General features: G+C 72.2%; 14 protein-coding genes and 2 pseudogenes. 11 read left to right on the top strand and 5 right to left on the bottom strand.

Going from position 1 to position 15,338, the window contains the following annotated elements:
• Position 1 precedes the first annotated feature (1 nt).
• Positions 2 to 766, bottom strand: coding sequence for a TSUP family transporter (locus J2S55_RS35935; protein WP_306870202.1), 765 nt, complete (start codon positions 764 to 766; stop codon positions 2 to 4).
• Between the two features lie 118 nt (positions 767 to 884).
• Here J2S55_RS35935 and J2S55_RS35930 point away from each other — a divergent pair, with 118 nt between their 5' ends.
• Positions 885 to 2,129 (top strand): sensor histidine kinase, encoded by a 1,245-nt coding sequence (locus tag J2S55_RS35930; protein ID WP_306870200.1) that lies wholly within the window; start codon positions 885 to 887, stop codon positions 2,127 to 2,129.
• Between the two features lie 64 nt (positions 2,130 to 2,193).
• Here J2S55_RS35930 and J2S55_RS35925 read toward each other — a convergent pair whose 3' ends face one another.
• Entirely contained in the window at positions 2,194 to 3,639 is a 1,446-nt protein-coding gene (locus tag J2S55_RS35925; protein WP_306870197.1) for an alpha/beta fold hydrolase, read from the bottom strand.
• A 489-nt stretch (positions 3,640 to 4,128) separates the two neighbouring features.
• Positions 4,129 to 4,758 (bottom strand): CGNR zinc finger domain-containing protein, encoded by a 630-nt coding sequence (locus J2S55_RS35920; protein WP_306870195.1) that lies wholly within the window; start codon positions 4,756 to 4,758, stop codon positions 4,129 to 4,131.
• A gap of 67 nt (positions 4,759 to 4,825) precedes the next feature.
• On the opposite strand from J2S55_RS35920, the gene J2S55_RS35915 reads away from it, so the two are divergent.
• The 6 genes and pseudogenes from J2S55_RS35915 to J2S55_RS48430 all read left to right on the top strand — a co-directional run.
• Positions 4,826 to 5,215, top strand: a complete 390-nt coding sequence (locus J2S55_RS35915) for a RidA family protein (protein ID WP_306870193.1) — start codon at positions 4,826 to 4,828, stop codon at positions 5,213 to 5,215.
• 285 nt (positions 5,216 to 5,500) lie between these two features.
• Complete coding sequence (locus tag J2S55_RS35910) at positions 5,501 to 6,913, top strand: MFS transporter (RefSeq protein WP_306870191.1); 1,413 nt, start codon at positions 5,501 to 5,503, stop codon at positions 6,911 to 6,913.
• Positions 6,914 to 6,939: 26 nt separating this feature from the next.
• Positions 6,940 to 7,059: pseudogene (locus J2S55_RS35905) on the top strand (transcriptional regulator); the annotation flags it as partial.
• A gap of 125 nt (positions 7,060 to 7,184) precedes the next feature.
• Positions 7,185 to 7,778 carry a TetR/AcrR family transcriptional regulator gene (locus tag J2S55_RS35900; protein WP_306870188.1) on the top strand — a complete coding sequence of 198 codons (594 nt, stop codon included), beginning with the start codon at positions 7,185 to 7,187 and terminating at the stop codon, positions 7,776 to 7,778.
• On the top strand, positions 7,775 to 8,164 hold the full coding sequence (locus J2S55_RS35895) for a PLP-dependent aminotransferase family protein (RefSeq protein ID WP_306870187.1): 390 nt from the start codon (positions 7,775 to 7,777) through the stop codon (positions 8,162 to 8,164). Before J2S55_RS35900 ends, J2S55_RS35895 begins: the two co-directional genes overlap by 4 nt.
• Positions 8,161 to 8,331, top strand: a pseudogene (locus tag J2S55_RS48430) (serine hydroxymethyltransferase); the annotation flags it as partial. The gene J2S55_RS35895 and the pseudogene J2S55_RS48430, both read left to right, overlap by 4 nt.
• Before the next feature lie 143 nt (positions 8,332 to 8,474).
• On the opposite strand, the gene J2S55_RS35885 reads toward J2S55_RS48430, so the two are convergent.
• Entirely contained in the window at positions 8,475 to 9,581 is a 1,107-nt protein-coding gene (locus J2S55_RS35885) for a terpene synthase family protein (protein WP_306870181.1), read from the bottom strand.
• A 229-nt stretch (positions 9,582 to 9,810) separates the two neighbouring features.
• Between J2S55_RS35885 and J2S55_RS35880 the strand changes: the two genes are divergently transcribed.
• The 4 genes from J2S55_RS35880 (at position 9,811) to J2S55_RS35865 (ending at position 14,047) form a co-directional block, all read left to right on the top strand.
• The gene (locus J2S55_RS35880; protein WP_306870178.1) at positions 9,811 to 10,860 is read left to right on the top strand and encodes a polyprenyl synthetase family protein; all 1,050 of its coding nucleotides are present in this window, start codon (positions 9,811 to 9,813) and stop codon (positions 10,858 to 10,860) included.
• A gap of 121 nt (positions 10,861 to 10,981) precedes the next feature.
• Positions 10,982 to 12,367, top strand: coding sequence for a cytochrome P450 (locus tag J2S55_RS35875; protein WP_306870175.1), 1,386 nt, complete (start codon positions 10,982 to 10,984; stop codon positions 12,365 to 12,367).
• Between the two features lie 167 nt (positions 12,368 to 12,534).
• Complete coding sequence (locus J2S55_RS35870; protein ID WP_306870173.1) at positions 12,535 to 12,873, top strand: cytochrome P450 family protein; 339 nt, start codon at positions 12,535 to 12,537, stop codon at positions 12,871 to 12,873.
• Positions 12,874 to 13,039: 166 nt separating this feature from the next.
• Positions 13,040 to 14,047 (top strand): phenylacetaldoxime dehydratase family protein, encoded by a 1,008-nt coding sequence (locus tag J2S55_RS35865; RefSeq protein WP_306870170.1) that lies wholly within the window; start codon positions 13,040 to 13,042, stop codon positions 14,045 to 14,047.
• On the opposite strand, the gene J2S55_RS35860 is transcribed toward J2S55_RS35865, so the two are convergent.
• Positions 13,992 to 15,338, bottom strand: a complete 1,347-nt coding sequence (locus tag J2S55_RS35860) for a cytochrome P450 (RefSeq protein WP_306870167.1) — start codon at positions 15,336 to 15,338, stop codon at positions 13,992 to 13,994. The genes J2S55_RS35865 and J2S55_RS35860 overlap by 56 nt on opposite strands.

Below are 15,338 nucleotides of genomic sequence, written 5' to 3'. Positions count from 1 at the left end.
GTCAGGCGACGAACCGGTCGTAGCCGAGCTTGGCCACCATCGCGATCACCACGCACAGCAGGACGGCGCGCACGAACCCGGCCCCCCGGCGCAGCGCCATCCGGGCACCGACCTGGGCCCCGGCGATGTTGCAGACGGCCATGGCCAGGCCGAGCAGCCACAGCACATGCCCCTGGTAGGCGAAGACCAGCAGGGCGCCCAGGTTCGTGCAGGAATTGATGATCTTGGAATGGGCCGAGGCGCTCACGAAGTCCATGCCGAGGACGGTGGTGAAGGCGACGATCAGGAAGGTGCCGGTGCCCGGGCCCAGGATGCCGTCGTAGAAGGCGATCCCGGCACCGGTGACGGCGATCGCGGCCAGGATCCGCTCGCGGGTGCGCAGATGAGGCTGGGGGTGGGTGCCGAACGCCGGACGGAAGGTGACGAACAGCGCCACGCCCACCAGCGTGACCATGACCAGCGGGATGAGCGCGTCCTTGGAGATCGCCGCCGCCGACGCCGCGCCCAGCCCGGCGGCCACCACCGCACCCAGCCCGGCGGGGACCACCACCCCGGTGTCGAGCTTGGTGGTCCTGGCATAGGTCACCGCCGCCGAGGCCGTGCCGAAGATGGCGGCGAACTTGTTGGTGGCCAGCGCCTGCACCGGCGAGAGCCCGGCCATGAGGAGGACGGGGAGCTGCAGCAGCCCTCCCCCGCCGACCACGGCGTCGATCCATCCCGCTCCGGCCGCCGCCACAAGCAACAGGATGATCTGCACCATATCCATGCCAAGCCCCCGAATTACGTGTCCGCCGGGCAGAGCGTACCGACGCCTCCCCCGCAGCGGGGAGACGGTCCCTCCCCGGCGGGAGGCGAGCACTCTGGCGGGCTGGGAGGATCGGGGCGTGAGACGCATCCTGACCCCGCTGACCAGCCCGTCCACCTACCTGAGGTGGACGTGCCTGATCCTGGGCGGCGCGCTGGCCATGCCGTACGTGATGGTCGGCACGGTGGTCTCGGGGCTGCTGGGCCTGCCGGAGGCGCAGAGCTACACGCTGGTGTCGGCCCAGCCGGTCGTCTTCGCCGGCGTGCTCCCCCTGATCGCGCTGACCGGGCTGTTCCTGCCGGTACGGGCGCTGGAGCTGACCGCGGCGCGGGGCCTGCTGGACGCCCGGATCGACTCCGGCCCGGACCGGCGGGCGCGCACCTGGGCCGAGCGGCGCCGTACCGCGGCCTGGTTCACCCTCCACCTGGGGATCGGCGCGGTGCTGGCGGGGGCGACTCTCGCGCTGGTGCCGTTCGTGGTCTGGCTGTGCCTGCTGCCCCTGCTGGGCGACCGGCTCGGGTTCTTCGGCACCGCGCTGGAGGCCGGGTGGAGCAGCGCGTGGGGACCGGCGGCGGCGGTGGCGACGTCGGTGCTGCTGGTCCACGCGGTGGCGGGCGCGGGGGCGCTGCTGGCGCGGCTCGCCCCGGTGCTGCTCGGCCCCACCCCGGCCGACCGGCTGGCGGCGCTGGAGGAGCGGACCCGGCGGCTGGCCACCCGTAACCGGCTCGCCCGCGAGCTGCACGACTCCGTCGGGCACGCGCTCAGCCTGGTGACCATCCAGGCGGGCGCGGCCGGGCGGGTGCTCGACCGCGACCCGGAGGCGGCGCGCGCCGCGCTGGCGGTGATCGAGGAGTCGGCGCGGTCGGCCTTGGAGGACCTGGACCACGTGCTCGGGGTGCTGCGCGAGGAGGAGAGCGGCGGGCGCGCCCCGGCCAGGACCCTGACCGACCTGCCCGAGCTGGTCCGCTCGACCGGCGCCGTCGCCGAGGTCACCGGCGACCTGTCCGCGCTGCCCGCGCTGGTGTCGCGGGAGGCCTACCGGATCGTCCAGGAGGCGCTGACCAACGCGATCCGGCACGGCTGCGGGACGGCCCGGCTGGCGGCGGCCGTATGTGACGACCATCTGGAGCTGGAGGTGCGCAACCAGATCAGGCAGCGGTCGGGGCGGAGCGGCGGCCGGGGGGTGGCGGGCATGCGGGAGCGGGTGACCCTGCTGGGCGGCCACCTGGACGCCGGGGCGGCGGACGGGGAGTGGCGGGTGGCGGCCCGGCTCCCGCTGCGCGGTGCCCAGGAGCCCGTCCGGCACTCCCTCCGTGGATCGTGACCAGCTTGCCGGAGCGGGTGGGACGGAGCTCCTCCGATCCCCGCTCCCGCGCCGTCCGCCCCGCTCACCTCAGGGCTCTTTCGAGGAAGTCCAGGACGGTCGTGGTGTAGACCCCGGGGTCGGTCTTCAGTCCCGTCAGGTGGTCGGCGTCCGGCAGCACGTGCGTCTCGGCCCGGGGATAACGGCCCGCCAGCGCCTGCACCGACGAGGCGGGCAGGATGCGGTCGCGCCCGCCCGACATGAACAGCAGCGGGACGTGCGCGAGCGGGCCGTCCGCCGGTGGCGGCCAGGAGGCGCCGAGCATCGCGGTGGCCAGGGAGCCCAGGGTGCCGGCCACCGCCGCCCGGGGCCGCGGACCGCGCAGCGGGGACGGCAGTGGCAGCCCGCCCGCCTCCAGGAAGGTGCCGAACAGCTGCGGGAGGTCGGCTCCCGGGCCGCTGTCGCAGACGACGGCGTCCACGCCGAACCCCTCACGGACCAGGGAGTACAGCGACGGGAAGGTGGAGAAGGAGAAGCCGTAGACGGCGAAGCGGGCCGAGCCGTACCCCTCGGCCCGCCTCAGGTGGGTCACCGTCGCGGTGATGTCGTCGGTGAACCGCTCGCCGAGCCTCATCCGGGCGCGGTCGTGCCCGCTGGCCCCGTGGTTGCGATGGTCGAACAGGCAGACCGTGAAGCCGGCGTCGTGCAGGAACTTCGCGTGCGCGAGGCTCGCCGATTTGCTCAGACCGATGCCGTGTCCGAGCACCACCACCCGGTCCGGCGCCCCCGGGCAGAGCCAGGCGTGCAGCCGCCCTCCCCCGCCGAGCGGGATCGCCAGCACCGTGGCGGCCAGCCCGAAGTCCTGCGGCCGCCGGTGGTGCCGCCGCCGCGGCGGGTGGAAGAGGCGGTAGGCCAGCGCGGCCCCGTACAGCGGCGCGACCGGCAACACCGCCGCCGACAGGACCCGGGCGGCGGGCGACGGACGTCCCGCCGCGGCAGGCCGCCCGGAATCCGGCGCCGGCGTCTCCCGGCCGGGCCGCCACGCTCCGGCGCGGCCCATGCCGCGGACCACCATGTAGTGGAAGGGGCGGATGACGGCGAAGTAGAGAGGTCCCGTCCAGTGGAGGTGCTTGACGACGGTGACCATGCGGAACCGCCTGCGGCCGGGCCCGGCCGTCTCGACGAGGATCGCCAGATAGGCCGCCAGGTGCGAGTCGGTCGCCTCCAGCAGGAGATAGCGGTCCTCCACCCCTTCGACGACGGTGAAGAACCCGATCTTGCGTCCCGGCGTGAACGGGATCTCCGCCGGCGCCAGGTTCGAGCCTGGCACGACATCGCGATGGGCCAGACGGAGCAGGCGCGCGAAGACCCTGCGCGCGAGATAGAGGGCCCGCAGCCACCCCGGCTCCCATCCGATGGAGTGCGCGACGAACTCCCGCAGGGTCACCTCTCCCTCGACGCTCTGCACGTCCACGAAGTCCGCGTCGTCGAGCAGGGATCGCAATGCGGGCGGGTCGATGGGCTCAGACATGATCCTCCTTGACCGGCGGGGATGGGCCCCGGCCGCACCGGTGGCCCGGTACGGCACAGCCGAATAATAGAGATCCTAATCTAGAATTAGTCCCCTATTAAAGGAGGGGGCATGCGCCGGGGCCTGAGCAGCAACCGAACGGCCGGTCACGTCAAGGGGCAGACCGACCAGGCCGGAAAGGGGCAACGGCCGGTACGGCGGGGCCCGTTCCGCCGTTCGGAGAAAGCGGGTTTCGGCGCTCCGCTGTCGGACGGGGGTCACCTGAGCGATGGCCGTGAACCCAACGAAGTACCGTCCGACCTGCACTGCTCCGTGCGGGGAGATGGCATGGGCGGTTGATCCCAGGGGGTGGCCCGCGCCGGGCGGCGGGCCACCCCTGACGCTTACGGCCCGGTCCGGGTGACCGGCCCGGCCAAGCCGTACGTGCCGGACGACGCCATCGCGGCGCGGGTGAAGACCGCGTCCTTCCGGACGGCCGCCGACAACGAGCTACTCGCCGCGCGGAGCCGCCGCCGGCTCGCCGGACCCGGCCTGGCGGGCGCGCAGGGCGCGGAGCTTGTGGCGGTTGCCGCAGCGTTCCATCGCGCACCAGCGGCGGGCACCGGGGCGGGAGGTGTCGACGAACACCAGCGGGCAGTTGTCGCCGGCACACTCGCGGATGCGTTCGGCGAGCGGCCCGGACAGCAGTTCGATCATCTCCCGCGCCAGGGTCGACAGCGCCTGCGCGGCCCGCACCGGCGGCGCCCATCCGGCGGTGGCGCCGTCGGCGGCGAGTTCGGGGGTCAGCGGCGCCGCGGTCGCGGCCCGGTTGATGGTCACGACCGCCCTCGCGGGAAGCGGGCGGCCCGCCGCCCGGGCGTGTGCCGCGTCCCAGATCGCCTGGCGCAGGGCCTTGGCCGCAGTCAGCTCGCGGGCGGTCACGGGAGCCGTCATGACTGCCGCCAGTGGCGGCTGGGTCAGCCATTCATCGAGGTCGGCAGGTTCGTGGAGGGTCTCGAATATCGCGTACCGACCCTCGCCGCCCGTGTGGGCGAAGTCCAGGCAGACGGCGCCGGCGTCGAACCGGAACGACCCGCCCTTGGGGTCGCGCAGCACCCGTCCGGTTGCATTCACTCGCATGACACCACTATAACTGGTGTCTCAACGAAACCTCTATAACCGGTTTCAGCATCCAAGGAGGAAGTACATGGGCGTACGGCACATCAACCCCGAGGGGCTCCATCGCAGCCCGGCCTTCAGCCAGGCCGTCGTGGTCGAACAGCCGGCGAAGACGATCTACATCGGAGGGCAGAACGGCGTCGGCGCCGACGGCAAGGTCGTCGGTCCCACAGTCGGGGAGCAGGCCAGGCAGGTATTCCGCAATCTCGTGACCATTTTGGAGAGCGAGGGGGCGAGCCTGGCGAACATCGTGCACTGGCGCATCGCCGTGGTCGACGGTCACACGTTCGACGAGGGTGTGGCCGCCTTCCAGGAGGTGTGGAACCGGGCCGACCCACCGCCGGCCATCACGGTCCACGTCGTGGCCGGCTTGGGTCCCGGGTTCCTCGTCGAGGTCGACGCCGTCGCCGTCGTGTGACGCCCCCTGAGGGCGGGGGCTACTTCCAGGGGCGGGACCATCCACCGATCGTCGGAACGGCGGTCGGGTCACACCAGGCAGATGGTCCCGCTCCCGGCCCCGCGCCCATTTGCCTGGTGTGGCCCAGGGCGGTTGCTCCGGCAAGCTCGTGCGCTGCCCCGCGCCGGGCCGCGGCTCATGGTGTCGGATCGTGAAGCGATCCGACACCGTTGCTGCGTTCGAGACCACTCACGACTGCACATCACGAAGCCATGGTCCGCTGGACCACTGACGAGATCTCGGATCATGACAAACGTAGCCGATGCACCACCGTCCAGGCGGAGCACCACCCAGCCGCCCGCCCCCGTCTGGCCGATCGTCGGCCTTGTCTGCCTGGCGCAGTTCATGATGGTTCTCGACGTGTCGATCGTGAACGTCGCGCTGCCCGCCATGGAATCCGACCTCCGCCTGGGTGCCGAGGGGTTGCAATGGGTGGTCAACGGCTATCTCCTCACCTTCGCCGGATTCCTGCTGCTGGGCGGCCGGGCGGCCGATCTGTTCGGACGCAGGCGCACCTTCGTCGCGGGCCTGGCCGTGTTCGCGGTCGCCGGCCTGGCGGGCGGGCTCGCCACCACGCCGGAGCTGCTGATCGCCGCACGGGCGATCCAGGGCTTCGGCGCGGCCGTGGTCGCCCCGGCCACGCTGACGATCCTCACCACCACGATCCCCGCCGGGCCTGCGCGGGCCAGGGCCATCGCCACCTGGGGCGCGGTCGGGGCGGTCGGCGGGGCGGCGGGATCGCTCGCCGGCGGACTGCTCACGGACTACCTGTCGTGGCGCTGGATCCTGCTGATCAACGCGCCGATCGGGGCGGTCGCGATCATCGCCGCGCTGCGCCTGCTCGCCGAGAGCCGCGATGTCGGTACCCGCGGGCTCGACCTGACCGGGGCGATCACGGTGACGGTGGGACTGTCTGCGCTGGAGTTGGGGATGCTGCAGACCCCCGCGTACGGCTGGGGTTCGGCGCGCGCGCTGATCCCGATGGGCGTGGGCGTGCTGGCGCTTGCCACGTTCGTCCTGGTGCAGGCCAGATTCGCACGGGCACCACTGATGCCGCTGCGGATCTTCCGAGCCCGCTCGGTGTCCGGCGCGCTCCTCGTGCAGTTCCTGCTGGGCGCCGCGGGCTTCGCGGTCTGGTACTTCCTGTCTCTCTACATGCAGCAGGTCCTGCGCTACAGCGCGCTCCAGGCGGGCCTGGCGTTCCTGCCGCACACCCTCGCCATCATCGTCGCCTCCAAGGCCACGCCGTGGCTGGCCGGCCGGATCGGCCTGCGTCCGCTGCTGGCCACAGGCGCGCTGATCTCGGCTGCGGGTTTCGCCTGGCAGGCCACCATCACACCAGAAAGTGGCCTGCTCACCGGCATCGTTCTGCCGGGCGTGCTCATCACCGGCGGAATGGGACTCACCTCCGCCCCGATCGCCATGGCCGCCACGGCCGGCGTCGGCCCCGGCGAGGCGGGGCTGGTCTCCGGCATCCTCAACTCCTCCCGCCAGGTCGGCGGCTCGCTCGGCCTGGCCGCGCTGACCACCCTGGCCGCGGCCCACACCGGCGCGCCGACCTCTGGGTACGCCCTGGCGTTCTGGGTCTGCGCCGGCGTCGTAACCGCCGGGGCGGCGGCCGTGCTCGCTCTGCCCAATACCTCGAAGGAACGTGCCTGATGCGCGCGATCGTCGTCAAGGGAAGTGAGGAGGCGATCGCCACCGCGGTCTCGCTGCTCGCCGGTGCGAGTGGCGCGGTCACCGGCGCCGGCGACGCCGCGCTGCGGGCGCCGGCCAAGCTCGACCGGGTGCTGCCCGCCCGGCTGCCGTGGCGATGGCGCTGAGCATGAGTTGTCCCCCTCGACGGCAGCGCTCCCACTAACGGCGCTAGTTATGGTAGCGACGATATTTCTATCGTAGACATGATGTCTAGCGTTGCTATGATGCCGCCATGTCCGCCATCACCAAACGCCGCGAACGTGAACGCGCCCAACGCCATCAGCTGATCATCACGGCCGCCCGCGAACTGGCCGAGGCCGAAGGGTGGGAGGCGGTGACAACGCGAAGGCTGGCTGAGCGCGTCGAATACAGCCAGCCCGTGCTCTACAGCCACTTCAACGGGAAGGAGGCCATCCTGCGCGCCGTTGCCATCGAAGGCTTCGATGAACTCGCGGCCCGCCTGCGCCGTGCCCGGCTGGCCACCCCCGAGCCGCCTCAGGCACTGCACGCCGTCTGCCGCGCCTACCTGGAGTTCGCGACCGAACAGCCCGCCCTCTACCAGGCCATGTTCGTCCTGCCGACCGATGTGAAGTTCGCGCACGCCGAGACGCCGCCCCCACTGCGCGCCGCCTTCGACGAGTTCGTGAGCTGCTTCCGCCCGGACGACCTGCGACGCGAACTGTTCGCCGAAGTCACCTGGAGCGCGTTGCACGGCATAGCCGCCCTGTCGGAAAGCGGCCGCATCCCCCCGAACGGCCAAACGGAGCGACTCGACTTCCTCGTCACCCAGATCGCCGGCACACCAGGTGGACCGGCCACGCTGTGAGGCCGCCAGTCGGAGTCGTTGTCGCTCGTGGCCTCCAACGGCGGCACCGACGCGTCGGTGCCGGCCGCCTCGGCCGCGACCATCGTCAACGTCACCGCCGAGGGCTACCCGGGGGGCGCTACCGCGCCGGCTGCGAGTACGTCGACCAGGTCGAGGAGCTGGCGATCGAGCGGGCCAAGGAGGCGTTCGGCGCCCGCTACGTCAACGTGCAGCCCCACTGCGCGAGCTTCGCCAACCACAGCGTGATGCAGTCGCTGCTGCGGCCGGGCGCGACCGTTCTCGGGATGGCGCTGGACCAGGGTGGCCATCTGACCCATGGGGCGCCGGTCAACCTGAGCGGCCGGCTGTACACGGTGCACACTACGGGCTCGACGACCGGGGCCTGATCGACCACGGGCAGCTCGCGAAGGCCGCCCACGCCCACCGGCCGCGGCTGATCGTGTGCGGCACCACGTCCTATACCCGGTCGATCGACTTCGGCCGCATCAGGGCCGTCGCCGACGAGGTGGGGGCGTACGTGCTGGCCGACATCACGCACATCGCCGGGCTGGTGGCCGCGGGGTTGCACCCGACCCCGATCGACGCCGCGCACTCCACCACGCCGTGCACGCGCTCCCCGGCGGCGCGGCCGGGGTGCGCGGGCGGGTGGCCGCCTCGGTGCGGGAGTTGTGCCGCGCCTTCCCGCTCCCCTACGGCTCAGCCGGCGCGGCGGTCGAGCAGGTCCCACCACCAGGCGATGGCCGGGATGGGGAGGGGGTTCGCCGCCGCGATCGGTGGTGTGTCGGTCAGGCTTGAGGTGATGTGGATCGCGCCGGGGTGGGCGCCGTCGGGGTTGGTGTAGCGCGCGGTGGTGAGCCCGATGTCGAGGGTGGCGCGGATGCTGGTGCTCAGGGCGTTGAGGTAGTGGTGCAGCGGGGCGCCGGCGGTGGGCAGCGCCTGCTCGCGCAGCCGGATGAACAGGTGCGTGGTGTGGTCGCGCAGCCGGGTGGCTTCTTCCAGGGCCTGGTCGCGGGTGTGGCCGTACAGATCTATGAGGACGTCGACGAGGTTGGTGGCGATGCCCGGCCGGGCATCGGGGGTCTGTTGTCTGTGCCAGAGCTCTTTGCCGTAGGAGGCCAGGTCGTTGTCCCAGCCGGCGGTGAGGCAGGCGGCCTCGGTGAGTGCGCGCACCTTGGGGCTGTTCAGTTCGTTCGCGGGCACTTCGTCCTCTTCGACCATCGCGGCGCAGGGGAGGCCGGCGCAGGTGCCCAGGCGCATGACCGTGTAGTCGTTGAGGCTCAGTGGGGTCCCGGACGACTGGGCGGCGATCTGCCAGGCCACGCCGAGCAGCCATGTGCGGTGCGCCTCTATCCAGCGCCGGACCTGGGCCGGGGTCGCGCAGCGCCGGACGCGCAGGGCGAGATCGCGGATGGGGGCGGTGAAGGGGTTGGCCGGGTCCATGGTCGCGCCGTCGGGGGCTTCGAACAGGTGCATGATGCGGGCGGCGGCCTCGACGAAGGCGTCGGTGTTCGTGCTGCTCTCGCCCGTGTCGCAGAACAGGTCGTCGAAGACGAACATCAGGTAGGTCCAGTCCGTGGCGACCTGCAGGCGCTCAGGACTGGCGTGGGGCATGGCCTGGGCGCACCATTCGGCGGAATCGGTCTGGGCGACCCGGAGCCTGGCCGCGTCGTCGGCGCAGAATCCGTGCTCGCTCATCCAGGCCAGGCCGCGGCGCCTGCACTCTTCGAAGTTGTCATTGATGGCCGGGGGGATCGGGCAATAGGCGGGCGGGAGGTCGATGCGCATGGGGGGCGGTGTGTCCATGGAAGCTCCTTGCGACTTCTGCTGGAGCCAGCGTGCTTGGCGTCCTTGTCGTTCGCTGGTCGCCGGCCGCGGACGGGCTTGTGGGCGCATCCGGCCAGGAAGGGCGCCGCGACGGGGCTGAGCGGCGGAATGTGAGCTTTTGAGCGGCCCACAAGGATGACAAGCCACGTTGGCCGGGCCCAAGTCGCCTGCTTCACATGTCCCGGGCTACTCCCTGAGGAGATCGCCGATGTCGAGCGAGCTGAGTGATGGAGTGTTGTCCCACCGATCGGCCGGACGCGCCGGCGAGCCGCCGCCGCGGGCGTTCGCGGAGGCGGAGGCGCTGGTGCGGCCGGCGCTGCGCCGGGCGGTCGCCGCCCTGCCCGATCCGGAGCGCCGCGTGGCGGAGTACCACTTCGGCTGGGCGGACGGGGCGGCGTACGGGGGGACGGGCAAGGCCCTGCGCCCGGCCCTGGTGCTGGGCGCGGCGCGCGCGGTGGGCAGGGAGGACCGGCGCGCGATCCCCGGGGCGGTGGCGGTGGAGCTGGTGCACAACTTCTCGTTGTTGCACGACGACGTGATGGACGCGGACCGCGTGCGGCGGCATCGGCCCGCGGCGTGGGTGCGCTTCGGCGTCGGGGCGGCCGTGCTCGCCGGGGACGCGTTGCAGATCCTCGCGCTTCAGGTGCTCGCCGGCACGGGGCATCCGGACGTGACCGGCGTCCTGGTCGGCACCATGGCGGATCTCATGCGCGGGCAGAGCGACGACATGGCCTTCGAGTCCCGCGACGACGTCGGCGCGGCGGAGTACCGATCGATGGCCGAGCTCAAGACCGGCGCGTTGCTCGGCGGCGCGTGCACGCTCGGAGCGCTCCTGGGCGGCTCGTCCGGGGAGCGGGCCCGTGAGCTCGGCCGCTTCGGCCGGCATCTCGGGGTGGCCTTCCAGTGCGCCGACGACATCCTGGGCATCTGGGGCCGGCCGGACCGCACGGGCAAGCCGGTCGGCGCAGATCTCGCCGCGCGCAAGAAGACGCTGCCGGTGATCACCGCCTTGGCGGACGCGGGCGAGGCGGGCCGCCGGCTGGCGGCGCTGTACCGCCGGGCGGCGCCGCCCGACGGGCGGGAATGCGCGCTGATGGCTGACCTCATCGAGGCGGCGGGCGGCCGGACGGCGGTGGAGGCGGAGGGCCGCCGCCAGATCGGCCTGGCGCTGGCCTGCCTGGACCGCGCCGAACCGCGCGAGGCGGGGCGCGACGAGCTCGCCGGGATCGCCGGATGGGCGATGCGCCGCGACCACTGAGCCCCGCGCCGGCAAGCGGCCCGCAAGGAATCGCCGGGACACCACAAGCGCCCGACAAGGACGATTGGCCACGGTGACCGGGCTCGTATCCTTCAGCAGCCCGAACTGTCGAGGAACACACATGTCCGTCCCGACCGGCACCACCGCTGAACCGGGCCGACAGGCCGCCGTCATTCCCCTCCGTCGTATGCTGCCGCTGCTCGCGCGCGGCCCGGTGAACGCGTTCGCGGACATCGCCAGGCGATCCCGCGGCGGAATCGTCCGGCTCAACCTCGGGCCGTTGCGCCCCTACCTGGTCACCCATCCCGACCACGTCCGGCACGTCATGCGGGACCATTGGCAGAACTACCTGCGGATGGGCAAGGTCTGGGCCCCCGTGGAACGGTTCCTCGGCACCACCTTCGCCGGTGAGGGCCCGGACTGGGAGGCCAGTAGGAAGGCGTACCAGCCCATGTTCACGGCGCGGCACGTCACGTCGCTCACCTCGACACTGGCGGACGTGATCGCCGAACGCGTCGGCCTGCTGGACGAGCCGGCCCGGGCGGGCCGGCCGATCGAGGCCACCCGGACGATGGCCGACCTCGTGGTCGCCGTGAACACCGTGTTCTTCTTCGGCGAGAAGAGCTCCTTCGCCGAAGGAAGGCGGCTGGCCCGGGAGTTCGGCACGGCCGTCAAGTGGATGAACGTCCGCCAGATCATGCCGTTCGTGCCCGACTCCGTCCCGCTGCCCGGCGACCGCGCCTTCGCCGGCGCGGTCGAGGCCATCGACGCGCTGGTGTACCCGCTGATCCGCAAGGCGCGGCAGGACGACGGCCACGACGTGCTGTCCGCCCTGTGCCGGGCGCGCGGCACCGGCCAGGACGCCGACCGGCTGGTCCGCGACGACCTCGTCGCCGCCCTCGTCGCCGGCACCGACACGACGACCCACGCCCTGGCCTGGGTCTGGCCGCTGCTCCAAGCCCACCCGCGGGTGGCCGCCCGGCTCTACGAGGAGATCGACCACGTCGTCGGCACGGGGCCGGTCCGCCAGGAACACCTCCCTGAGCTGCGCTACACCAAGATGGTCGTCCAGGAGGTCCTGCGCCTGTACCCGTCGGGCTGGATCATGCAACGTTTCCCCGTCGCGCCCGGCGACATCGGCGGTGTGCCCATCGACGCCGGCTCCCCGGTGTTCATCTCCCCTTACGCCACGCACCGGCTGGACGAGTTCTGGGACCGCCCGCTGGAGTTCGACCCGGAACGGTTCTCCCCCGGCCACGAGCACCGCCGCCACCGGTACTCCTACTTCCCCTTCGGCGGCGGCCCCCACCAGTGCATCGGCCGGCACCTGTTCTCCGTCGTCGCGCTGCTCACCCTCGCCACCATCGTGAGCCGCCACCACCCGCAGGTGCGCACCCCGGGCCCGATCAGCCCCCTCCCGGCGGCGTTGCGCCCCAAGCAGCCGATAGAGCTGCACCTCGTGCCCGTGGAGCGCCGCAGAGCGAGGTCCGCCCGTGCGACCGGTTGACAGGCGGACGCCGCCGAAGGTGCCCGGCTACCCGCTGGCCCTCCTGCGAAAGGGGCTCGCCTTCATCCGGGAAACCCGGGCGGCCTACGGCGACATCTTCGATCCGGACCTCGCTTTCACGAAGCTCACCGTGGTGTGCCACCCCCCGGCATGCACAACACCTCCTGGTGGACAACGCGCGCAACTACGTCAAGAGCGGCCCCGTCTGGGACGGCATCCGGACGCTCATGGGCGACGCGCTGCCCTTCGTCGAGGGCGAGGTGTGGAAGCGGCAGCGCCGGCTCATTCAGCCCGCCTTCCACCGGCGGCGGCTGACGGGCCTCGCGGACACCATGGTGGACGTCATCGACGAGGCCTTCCACGACTGGACCGCGCGGACGCGCGCCGGCGAGCCCTTCGACATCGCGGCGGCCTGCGACCGGCTGAGCATGCAGGTGATGGTGCGCGCCCTGTCCGGCACCGAGATGCGGCCGGGCGAGCCGGAGCGGGTCAGCGCCGCGTCCTGACGCCCGTTCCCGGACGCGAGACCCGGGTCCGGGTGGCCAGCCATCTCCGCGTCAAGGACGGCGTGTGGGTGCACGTGCGGCCGCGCCTGCCGTAGCCGGACCGCCCGGGTGAGCCCTGTCCCCCGGGGACTTCCTCTTCCCCCGAAATTGCTTGAAAGGGCCTGTCATGGCGAAAATCCGACCGGCGGGTTTCGAGAACCCGTACCCGGCCTACAGTCTGCGCCTGCCCGAGCAGGCGGCGGGCGTCACGTTGCGGCAGCTGGCCGTGCAGCACCGGGGGTCCGCGGAGGCCCGGCGGGTGCTGGCGCGCATGCTCGACGGCTTCGGCGGCGCGCACGCCCCGGTGACGTACGAGCACGCCACCCACGTCGACCGCCGTGGCTACACCAACGACGTCCTGCTCGCCTACTGGCTGGACGCCGGGGCAGAGAAGGCGTGGTCGGCCGCGCATCCGCTCGGATCGTGGGCCGACCCAGGCCTGACGGCGGCGGGCGGGCCGATCGGCCTGTGGACGGAGGTCCTGTGGGCGCCGCCTGACCACTTCGAGACGTCGTACTCCTACGATTCCCCGTCGTGGGGCCTGGCCTCGCAGTTCCCCGCGGCGCTGAACGTCTGCCATTCCTACCCGGGGTCGATGCGCGACCGGATCGCCGCCGCCGAGGACGGCGGGCTCGCCGGCGAGGTCGCGTCGGTGCAGGCAGGGCCGGTGGACTCGGCCGGTCGTCACCTGGTCGTGGCCACCCCGCGCAACCTCTGTTTCATCCGCAGCCCCCAGGGCTGGAGGCACTGCCCGGACGACGAGCGCGCCTGGTTCGAGGAGCGCGTGCTGCCCGTCTACCGGGAGGGCGTCGGATATCTCACCGAGCATCCCGATGAGACCGGTTGCCTGTCCGCCTGCCTCGCCGAGCTGCCCGTGTCGAACGACGAACGGGTGCAGACCACCACGCTGGCGTGGTTCCTGAGCCTGTCCCATCTCGAACAGTGGGCGCACAGCCACCCCACCCATCTCGCGATCTACAAGAGCGCGGGCGAACTCATCGCCAGGTTCGCCCCCGAAATAAACGTGACGCTCGGCCATGAGGTCTACGTGCCGCCGGAGGGCGGGCTCATGGAGTATCTCAACTGCCACGACCAGACCGGTCTCCTGCCTTACTTCGGCCCTCCGGGGGTATGAGGCGCAGCCTGATCTCCTGCTTGGGGCGCAACGCCACGCCGGGAAAAGGGGTGAACCGCCCCGGGTTGGCCACCTGCGGCCGGTAGCGGCTCACGATGGTGGCGACGGTGAGCAACGCGATGACGAAGAACAGGTGCCGGCCGAGGCACTGGTGGGGGCCGCCGCCGAAGGGGAAGTAGGAGTAGCGGTGCCTGCGCTGGTCGAGGAAACGTTCCGGGTCGAAGGCGAGCGGGCGGTCCCAGAACGCGTCCAGCCGGTGCGTGGCGTACGGGCAGACCAGCACCGTCGAGCCGGCCGCGACGCGGACTCCGCCCACCTCTCCGGGCTCGACGGCGACCCTCGGCAGGATCCAGCCCGACGGGTACAGGCGCAGGACCTCCTGCATGACCATCTTCGTGTACCGCAGCTCCGGCAGGTGTGACGGCTCGACCGGTCCGGCGCCGACGACCCGGTCCACCTCGGCATGGAGCCGGGCGGCCACCCCGGGATGCGCGTGGAGCAGCGGCCACACCCAGGCCAGGGCGTGCGTCGTCGTGTCGTCCGCGGCGACCAGCGCGGCGACGAGGTCGTCGCGGACCAGCCGGTCGGCGTCCTGGCCGGTGCCGCGCGCCCGGCACAGGGCGGACAGCACGTCGTGGCCGTCGCCCGCCCGCGCCTCGCGGATCAGCGGGTACACCAGCGCGTCGACCGTCCTGACGGCGCCGGCCATGGCGCGGTCGCCGGGCAGCGGGACGCCGTCGGGCACGAACGGCAGGATGGTGCGGATGCCGGACAGCTTGATGGCCGTGCCGAACGCCCGGACCATCCGCTCTCCGTCCGCGAAGGTGCTCTTCTTTCCGAAGAACACCCTGATGTTCGCCGCGACCACGAGGCCGGCCATCGTCCGGGTGGCCTCGATCGGCCGGCCCGCCCGGGCCGGCTCGTCCAGCAGGCCGACGCGTTCGGCGATCACCTCCGCCAGCTCCCCGGCGAGCGACGTGACGTTCCGCGCCGTGAACATGGGCTGGTGCGCCGTCCTACCGGCCTCCCAGTCCGGGCCCTCCCCCGCGAGGGTGGTGCCGATGAGCCGCTGCACCGGCTCGTAGACCTGGCCCACCCGCAGGTAGTTCGTCCAGTGGTCCCGCATCACGTGCTGGACGTGGTCGGGATGGGTGATCAGGTAGGGCCGCCACGGCCCCAGGCCGAGCCGTACGACCTCCCCGCGCGAGCGCCTGCCGACGTCCGCGAACGCGTCCACGAACCCCCGCGCGAACATCGGCAGCAAACGATGGAGTGGAACGATGGTGGCCAT

The sequence above is a fragment of the Streptosporangium brasiliense genome (assembly GCF_030811595.1).
Lineage (GTDB): Bacteria > Actinomycetota > Actinomycetes > Streptosporangiales > Streptosporangiaceae > Streptosporangium > Streptosporangium brasiliense.
Note: the sequence above shows the minus strand (reverse complement) of the source record. Positions and strands in the feature narration are given on the sequence as shown.